Source organism: Arthrobacter sp. Bi26, assembly GCF_918697925.1.
In the GTDB taxonomy this organism is placed as follows: domain Bacteria; phylum Actinomycetota; class Actinomycetes; order Actinomycetales; family Micrococcaceae; genus Arthrobacter.
In genome coordinates this window covers 1-7,124 of record NZ_CAKKMF010000144.1, presented here as the reverse complement: position 1 = coordinate 7,124, position 7,124 = coordinate 1, and the positions used below count along the sequence as shown (strand labels likewise).

8 protein-coding genes and 1 pseudogene are annotated in these 7,124 nt (G+C 68.8%); 2 read left to right on the top strand and 7 right to left on the bottom strand.

The features are described from left to right. Positions 1-171 precede the first annotated feature (171 nt). The gene (locus tag LQV16_RS22305; protein ID WP_229996034.1) at positions 172-1,239 is read left to right on the top strand and encodes a UDP-N-acetylmuramate dehydrogenase; all 1,068 of its coding nucleotides are present in this window, start codon (positions 172-174) and stop codon (positions 1,237-1,239) included. Between the two features lie 44 nt (positions 1,240-1,283). On the opposite strand, the gene LQV16_RS22300 is transcribed toward LQV16_RS22305, so the two are convergent. Continuing rightward, the gene (locus tag LQV16_RS22300; protein ID WP_229996033.1) at positions 1,284-1,790 is read right to left on the bottom strand and encodes a hypothetical protein; all 507 of its coding nucleotides are present in this window, start codon (positions 1,788-1,790) and stop codon (positions 1,284-1,286) included. 89 nt (positions 1,791-1,879) lie between these two features. On the opposite strand from LQV16_RS22300, the gene LQV16_RS22295 reads away from it, so the two are divergent. Continuing rightward, positions 1,880-2,986 carry a winged helix DNA-binding domain-containing protein gene (locus tag LQV16_RS22295; RefSeq protein WP_229996032.1) on the top strand — a complete coding sequence of 369 codons (1,107 nt, stop codon included), beginning with the start codon at positions 1,880-1,882 and terminating at the stop codon, positions 2,984-2,986. A 17-nt stretch (positions 2,987-3,003) separates the two neighbouring features. Here LQV16_RS22295 and asd read toward each other — a convergent pair whose 3' ends face one another. The 6 genes and pseudogenes from asd to LQV16_RS22265 form a co-directional block, all read right to left on the bottom strand. Then, complete coding sequence (gene asd / locus LQV16_RS22290; RefSeq protein ID WP_229996031.1) at positions 3,004-4,140, bottom strand: aspartate-semialdehyde dehydrogenase; 1,137 nt, start codon at positions 4,138-4,140, stop codon at positions 3,004-3,006. Between the two features lie 54 nt (positions 4,141-4,194). Further along, positions 4,195-4,413 carry an NF038396 family protein gene (locus LQV16_RS22285; protein ID WP_229996030.1) on the bottom strand — a complete coding sequence of 73 codons (219 nt, stop codon included), beginning with the start codon at positions 4,411-4,413 and terminating at the stop codon, positions 4,195-4,197. Continuing rightward, positions 4,413-5,006: a dihydrofolate reductase gene (locus LQV16_RS22280; RefSeq protein ID WP_229996029.1), complete on the bottom strand. Its 594-nt coding sequence runs from the start codon at positions 5,004-5,006 to the stop codon at positions 4,413-4,415. The genes LQV16_RS22285 and LQV16_RS22280 overlap by 1 nt, the downstream gene beginning before the upstream one ends. Next, positions 5,003-5,806 (bottom strand): thymidylate synthase, encoded by an 804-nt coding sequence (locus LQV16_RS22275; RefSeq protein WP_229996028.1) that lies wholly within the window; start codon positions 5,804-5,806, stop codon positions 5,003-5,005. The genes LQV16_RS22280 and LQV16_RS22275 overlap by 4 nt, the downstream gene beginning before the upstream one ends. Before the next feature lie 33 nt (positions 5,807-5,839). After that, on the bottom strand, positions 5,840-6,244 hold the full coding sequence (locus LQV16_RS22270) for a GntR family transcriptional regulator (RefSeq protein WP_229996027.1): 405 nt from the start codon (positions 6,242-6,244) through the stop codon (positions 5,840-5,842). Continuing rightward, positions 6,241-7,124 (bottom strand): annotated as a pseudogene (locus tag LQV16_RS22265) (hypothetical protein); the annotation flags it as partial. The pseudogene LQV16_RS22265 and the gene LQV16_RS22270, both read right to left, overlap by 4 nt.

Sequence of the window (7,124 nt, the reverse complement as noted above, 5' to 3'; positions counted from 1 at the left end):
CGCCCACAGACCAACGCCGGTCCAGCCGCCAAACCGCCCCTCCACAACACTTCAGAACGCCCGCCAGACACACGGGGCGAACCTTCACGCCCGGGGCATGCACTTGACACGACCTATAGCCAGCTAGCGCCCGCTTAGGGGCCAACGGATGATCCCGGCTAGGCTGGTCAGGTGACCCAGATCCAGCTCTCCGCCCTAACCACGTCCGCCGTCGGCGGCCCCGCCGGCAGCTATATCGAAGCCCGCAGCGAGGCCGGCATCATCGACGCCGTGCGCACGGCGGACGCCGCCGGCCAGCCCTTGCTGATCATCGGCGGCGGCTCCAACCTGCTGGTGTCCGACGACGGGTTCCCCGGTACGGTGCTCAAGATCGCCTCGGAAGGGTTCACCGTCAACGCCGAGGACTCCTGCGGCGGCGTGGCGGTGGTGGTCCAGGCCGGCCACAACTGGGACGCCTTCGTTGACCACGCCGTGAAGCATGCCTGGTCCGGCGTCGAGGCGCTCTCCGGCATCCCCGGCGCCACGGGCGCGACTCCCGTGCAGAACGTCGGCGCCTACGGGTCCGACGTTTCGCAGACGATCGCCGCGGTACGGACCTGGGACCGGGAACGCAACGCGGTGAAGACCTTCACGAATTCCGAACTCAAATTCGGCTACCGTGACTCCATCCTGAAGCGGACCACCGTCAACGGATCGCCGCGCTTTGTGGTGCTCACCGTGGAATTCCAGCTCCCGCTCGGCCGGATGAGCGCCCCGGTCCGCTACGCCGAACTCGCCCGGGCGCTCGGCGTCGAGCAGGGCCGGCGGGCCTACTCCAACGACGTGCGGCGCGAAGTGCTGCGGCTCCGGGCGTCCAAGGGCATGGTCTGGGATGCGAACGACCGTGACACCTACTCCACGGGGTCCTTTTTCACGAACCCGATCGTGTCCGAAGACATCGCGGCACGGCTGCCGCAGGAGGCCCCGCGTTACCCGGCCGGTGCGGATGGGCTGACCAAGCTTTCGGCGGCCTGGTTGATCGATCAGGCCGGGTTCGTCAAGGGCTTCGGGCTGGACCCGGACAGCGTCTCGGGTGGCCGGGCATCGCTGTCCACCAAGCACACACTCGCCATCACCAACCGGGGCGGGGCGAGCACGGCCGACATGCTGGCTGTTGCGCGCGAGGTGCGCCACGGCGTCGTCGAACGTTTCGGCATTGAACTGCACCCGGAACCGCTGCTGATCGGCGTCGCTCTCTAAGGTTGCTCTGGCGGAAGGCCGGTTCTCCAGGAAGGCCGGGCCGCCTACCGGTCCGTGTGGCGGGGGGCCACCTTGCTGAAGAGCATGAAGGTGAAACCGGAGGCCGCGGCCCCGAGCAGGAAGACCTGGCAGAACGCCACAGACTGAACGCTGGGCCCGCTTTGCAGCACCAGTCCGGCGCACGCAAACGCCACGGCGCCGGCGAGAAACGCCAGGGAGCCGAGCAGGAAGGCCTGTACGGTGGCCGGAAATTCGCTGGCGTAGTCGAACTGGAGCTCCCGGCCCCGCGGGGCAATGCTGCCGCTCTTCATGCCTGCCGGCGTCCGTGCCCGCGGCTGCAGCGCAGCGGCCGTGACGAAGCTGCCCACGGACACTGCCATGCACAGCCCTGCCACCAGCTGCAGGGTGCTCATCATGGGCGAAAGCCGGGTGCCGCTGGCGATCGCGACGGCGAGCCCGGCAGCCATGCCGGCGGCGCTGGAGGCCCAGCCCAGCAGGGCCAGCTTCCGGCACAGGGGCCGCAGCAGTGGCCACACCTCACTCATAGTCATGCATCAAGGCTAGAGAGGTCCGCTGGACGGCGGCTGGGAAGAGCCGGGCAACAGCCCGACAGCCGGCGCAGGCGACCTACCATAGACCCATGGCAGCAGTGACGGGCACCGGTCGGCTCAGCCCCGGGATCATGGGCAGGCTGCGGCTGGCCGCGCAGGGACTGCTGGGACCAGGGTTCCAGTCCGGCCCGGAAGCCGTCCGCGCGATGACGGCAATGCAGGCCCAGGACCTGCAGGCCGTGCTCTGGGCCGTCGGCCAGCGGGTGCCCGGTTCCCGCGTCGATGACGTCCGCGGGGCGCTGGACCGGGCGGAGATCGTCCGTTCCTGGCCCATGCGCGGCACCTTGCATGTGCTGGCACCCGAGGATTTGAAATGGATGCTGGCCATTACCTCGGAGAGGCTGATCCGTGGCATGGCCGGGCGCCACCGGGACCTCGGCATCGGTGACGCGGATGTGGACGCAGCAGCGGGGTCCGCGTTGCGGCTGGTCTCCGCAGGAGCAGCCAGCCGGGCGGAATTGTTCCAGGCCTTCGAACGGGCGGGCCAGTCCACCGCGGGCCAGCGCGGCATCCATCTGCTGGGGATCCTGTGCCAGCGGGGATTGCTGGTGCAGGGGCCGCTGGCAGGAAACCAGCAGCTGGTGGTGGCGTTCGGCGACTGGATCACCGAGTCGCGGACCCTGGACCGCCCGGATGGCATCGCCGAGTGGCTGCTGCGCTACCTGCGCAGCCACGGCCCCGCAACGGAACGTGATTTTTCCTGGTGGTCCGGCATCCCCCTGACGGAAACCCGCGCGGCCCTGGCCCGCGTCAAGGACCGCCTGGTGGAGCTGGAGTTCGCGGGGACCAGCTACTGGCTCGCGCCGGCAACGGCCGCGCTGCTGGACGACGGCGTGCCGGGGCAGCGCACCGTGCTGGCGCTGCCGGGGTTTGATGAATTCCTGCTCGGCTACGCGGACCGGTCCGTGGTGCTGGCGCCGGAGCACGCTGACAAGATCGTCCCCGGCGGCAACGGCATGTTCAAGAAGACCATTGTGGCGGGCGGCACGGTGATCGGCACCTGGGCGGGGCCGCCGGGCGGCCGGGGCGCCGGCGTCGTGCCCGAACCCTTCGATGCTGTTAACGGGCTGCGGCCTGCCGCTCAAAAGTCCTTTGAGCTGCAGGCCGCGAAGTACCGCAGATTCCTTGGTGCCTGAACGGGCGCCTGAAATCCCTAGAGGTTTCCGGTGGCGATGCGGAGCATGCGCCGCAGCGGCTCGGCGGCGCCCCAGAGCAGTTGGTCGCCCACCGTGAACGCGCTGATGTACTCCGGGCCCATCTCCAGCTTGCGGATGCGGCCCACCGGAATGTCCAGGGTGCCGGATGCCGCCACGGGCGTGAGATCGGCCATCGAGGCTTCCTTGGTGTTCGGCACCACGCGGGCCCACTGGTTGTCCGCGTCCACGAGTTTCTCGATCTCGGCCACCGAGAGGTCTTCGCGCAGCTTCAGTGTCAGGGCCTGGGAGTGCGAGCGCATCGCACCGATCCGGACGCACAGGCCGTCCATGATGATCCGGTTCCCGGCGGAGGTGCCAAGGATCTTGTTCGTCTCCACCCCGGCCTTCCATTCCTCTTTGGACTGGCCGTTGCCGAGGTCCGCGTCGATCCAGGGGATCAGGGAACCGGCCAGCGGGACGCCGAACTGGGTGGCGTCGATGCCGGAGCGCTGGTGCGCCAGGACCTTCCGGTCGATCTCCAGGATCGCCGACGCCGGGTCGTCCAGTTCGGTGCTCACCTCGGCGTTGAGGCTGCCGAACTGGCTCAGCAGCTCACGCATGTGGCGTGCCCCGCCGCCGGAGGCCGCCTGGTACGTCATGGACGTGCCCCACTCGACGAGGTCGTTCTTGAACAGCCCGCCCAGTCCCATCAGCATGCAGGACACGGTGCAGTTGCCGCCGATGTAGTCCTTCACCCCGCCGGAGAGGCCGGCGTCGATGACGTCCCGGTTGATGGGGTCCAACACGATGATGGAGTCCTCATTCATGCGCAGCGTGGAGGCGGCATCGATCCAGAGGCCGTCCCAGCCGCGGCCGCGGAGCTCGCCGTGGACCTGCTTGGTGTAGTCCCCGCCCTGGGCGGTGACAATAATGGGCAGCTTCGCCAGCGTCTCGAGGTCGAATGCGTCCTCGAGCTTGCCGGCCGCGCCAGCGCCGGCAATGGCCGGGGCGGCACCGCCCGCGTTCGAGGTGGAGAAGAAGACGGGGTTGATGGTGGCGAAGTCGCCCTCGTCCTGCATGCGCTGCATCAGGACGGAACCGACCATGCCACGCCAACCGACCAGGCCGACGGACGGGGTAGCTGCTGTAGTCATGGGCCCAGTTTAGACTTCACCGCCCGCCTGGCGCAGTCGGTTACGTCACGGGATCTATTCGCCGCGCGGCTCTTCCAGCAGCGCCGCCTTGCGCCGGCGCAGCGCAAAGACCGCCCCGAACGTGAAGACCTGGGTCACCACCACCAGCACGATCGCCCCGAGGACCTTGTTGCCGCCCAGGATCATGGTGAGCCCCACGATGGCCGAGAGGAGCGCGAGCAGGGGCAGGAGCATGTACCCCAGGACAAAGAGTGTCTCGGGCTTGCGCAGCATTACTTGGCCTCCGTCCGGCGCCACAGCGTGATCCGGTAGCGGGTGCCGTTGGCCGAGGTCAGCCAGCCGTTGGCGGGGAGGCTGGCGGAGGCGGTCCAGTCGTAGCCGAGGTCGGGAGCGAAGGTATCCCCTTCGGCGTTGGTGTCGATTGTGGTGACGACGGCGACGTCGGCAAGGTCCAGCGCCTGCGCAAAGATCTCGCCGCCGCCAATGATCCAGACCGTCTCATGGCCGGGTACGAACTGGGATTCGAGCAAAGCGTCGTCGAGCGACGCGACCGCGACGGCGCCTTCCGCGCCGGGGGTGTCCCGCCAGGCGGCCTGGCGGGTGATGACAATGTTTGTCCGGGCGGGCAGCGGGCGGTACTTGTCCGGGAACGACTCCCAGGTCTTGCGGCCCATGATGACCGGGTGCCCGGAGGTGAGGCTGCTGAAGTGCCTCATGTCCTCGGGCAGGTGCCACGGCATGGCGCCGGCCTGGCCGATGACCCCGGTGCTGGTCTGGGCCCAGACCAGCCCCAGGCCAGTGGTGGACGCGCGGAGTTGCTCAGTGAAATCGCCGGGCTGCACGCCCGGGGTGGCTTCGTTGCTCATACGGCTATCGGGGCCTTAATCGTCGGGTGGTGCTGGTAGCCGACCACCTCGAAGTCCTCGAGGGTGTAGTCGAAGATGGAGTCCGGCTTGCGGGTGATGTTCAGTTGGGGGTAGTCGTAGGGCTCGCGGGCGAGCTGCTTGAGGACCTGGTCCATGTGGTTGTCATAGATGTGGACATCCCCGCCGGTCCAGACGAATTCGCCCGGTTCCAGGCCGGTCTGCTGCGCAACCATGAGCGTCAGCAGGGCGTAGGATGCGATGTTGAACGGCACGCCCAGGAAGGTGTCCGCGGAGCGCTGGTACAGCTGGCAGGAGAGCTTGCCGTCGGCCACGTAGAACTGGAAGAACGCGTGGCACGGGGGCAGTGCCATGTCCTTGAGTTCGGAGACGTTCCAGGCCGAGACGATGTGCCGGCGCGAGTCCGGGTTGGACTTCAGGTTCTCGATGAGTTCGGCGATCTGGTCGATGTGGCCGCCGTCGGGCGTGGGCCAGGAACGCCACTGGACGCCGTAAACGGGGCCGAGTTCGCCGTCGGCGTCGGCCCATTCGTCCCAGATGGTGACGCCCTGGTCCTGCATCCATTTGACGTTCGTGTCGCCGCGGAGGAACCAGAGCAGCTCCACCGCCACGGACTTGAAGTGCACCCGCTTGGTGGTGACGAGCGGGAAGCTCTTGCTCAGGTCAAAGCGGAGTTGGCGACCAAAAACGCTGAGGGTGCCGGTTCCGGTACGGTCTGATTTGTGCGTGCCGTGCTCGAGGACGTCGCGCAGGAGGTCTTCATAGGGCGTAGGGATGCTCACGGTTCCAGTCTACTGAGAACTGGCTTTCTCTCCTTATTTGTCTTGCTGGCTGAGCTTAGCGCGGAGGATCTCCAGCAGGGCGGCGTCGTCCAGCCCGGCACTGCGGCCTTCCGCAATATAGCGGTCGACGGCGGCGATCACGGCCGCGGGGGCCGCGCCTTGAGCCTGGGCGCCCGCGGGGGCCGGCAGGGCTGGCTTGCCCGCGACCACCGTGCCGTTGCGACGCCGGGTTTCGATCAGTCCGGCCAGTTCGAGTTCCTTGTACGCCCGCGCGACGGTGCCGGCGGCCAGGCCCAGGTCCGACGCAAGGCTGCGGACTGTCGGCAGCCGGGTTCCCGGTGCCAGGGTCCCGACTGTGATGAGGGAGGTGATCTGCGCCCGGATCTGTTCGAAGGGGGGAACCGGCGACCGCAGGTTGACGGAGATCCCCACGCTCACGTGGCGGGCTCCTTGTCCGGCCGCGGAGCTGGAGCGGACGGTGCCCGGGCCGGCGTACGGACAGGGATGACGGCGATGACTATGGCAGCGGCGCCCAGCACAGAGCCGGCCAGGGTTGCCGGCCACCACGATCCGGCGGCCGGATCGACGGCTTCACCGAACGCGTCCGGCCCGAACACGGCCGCCCACGCCTGGCTCTGGGTTAGCAGCAGGACTGCGGCCTGGGCGGTGAGGGCGGCCGCGAGGGTCCGCACGACACGGTGGAGGGTGATGGCGCGCAGGGCGGCGTCCAAGCCGTGCGGGGCGTCGCGGACGCCCCGGCGGAACCAGACGGTGAGGAACGCCGGCAGGGAGGCAGCGCAGGCCCCGGCCGTCAGCAGCCCGGCCGGAACCCAGCCCGGTCCTTCGGCGAGGCGCGCCTGCCCCGCCGCCGTGACGCCCAGGACGGCAAGGAATACGAGGAGCGCCAGGACAGCCGTGGTCAGCAGGGCGGGGCTGGCCGGTTGCCGGGGCCAGCCGCGCGGCGCTTCGGGACTTCCGTAGTTGCGCTGCAACAGGAACTCGCCGGCGGCAATGACCAGCAGTACGGAAGTGGCCGTCAGCGTCACGAAGCCTGCAAAACCGTAGCTGTCGGCAGCCATGAGGAGCTGGGAAAGGAAGGCGCCGGCGACCAGCGGCACAGCGGCCGCCAGCCCCAGCAGCGCCCCGAGGGAGGAGACCAGTCTGGCGGCCGGGTGTTGGCGGCCGGTGGCGAGCCCTGATTCCGGTCGGTTCCGGACGCCCAGCCTGGCGGCCGCGAGCCGCGGGGGCCGCCACCACCACATGACGAGGAGGACCACGGTTGCCGCGAGGCCGGCGAAGTTCGTCCACGACGTCATCC

What these genes read in the sequence shown, in the direction of transcription:
- asd (WP_229996031.1), bottom strand. Translation starts at nt 4,140, where the DNA reads ATGACTACAGCAGCTACCCCGTCCGTCGGCCTGGTCGGTTGGCGTGGC.
- LQV16_RS22300 (WP_229996033.1), bottom strand. Translation starts at nt 1,790, where the DNA reads ATGACTATGAGTGAGGTGTGGCCACTGCTGCGGCCCCTGTGCCGGAAG.
- LQV16_RS22280 (WP_229996029.1), bottom strand. Translation starts at nt 5,006, where the DNA reads ATGAGCAACGAAGCCACCCCGGGCGTGCAGCCCGGCGATTTCACTGAG.
- LQV16_RS22285 (WP_229996030.1), bottom strand. Translation starts at nt 4,413, where the DNA reads ATGCTGCGCAAGCCCGAGACACTCTTTGTCCTGGGGTACATGCTCCTG.
- LQV16_RS22295 (WP_229996032.1), top strand. Translation starts at nt 1,880, where the DNA reads ATGGCAGCAGTGACGGGCACCGGTCGGCTCAGCCCCGGGATCATGGGC.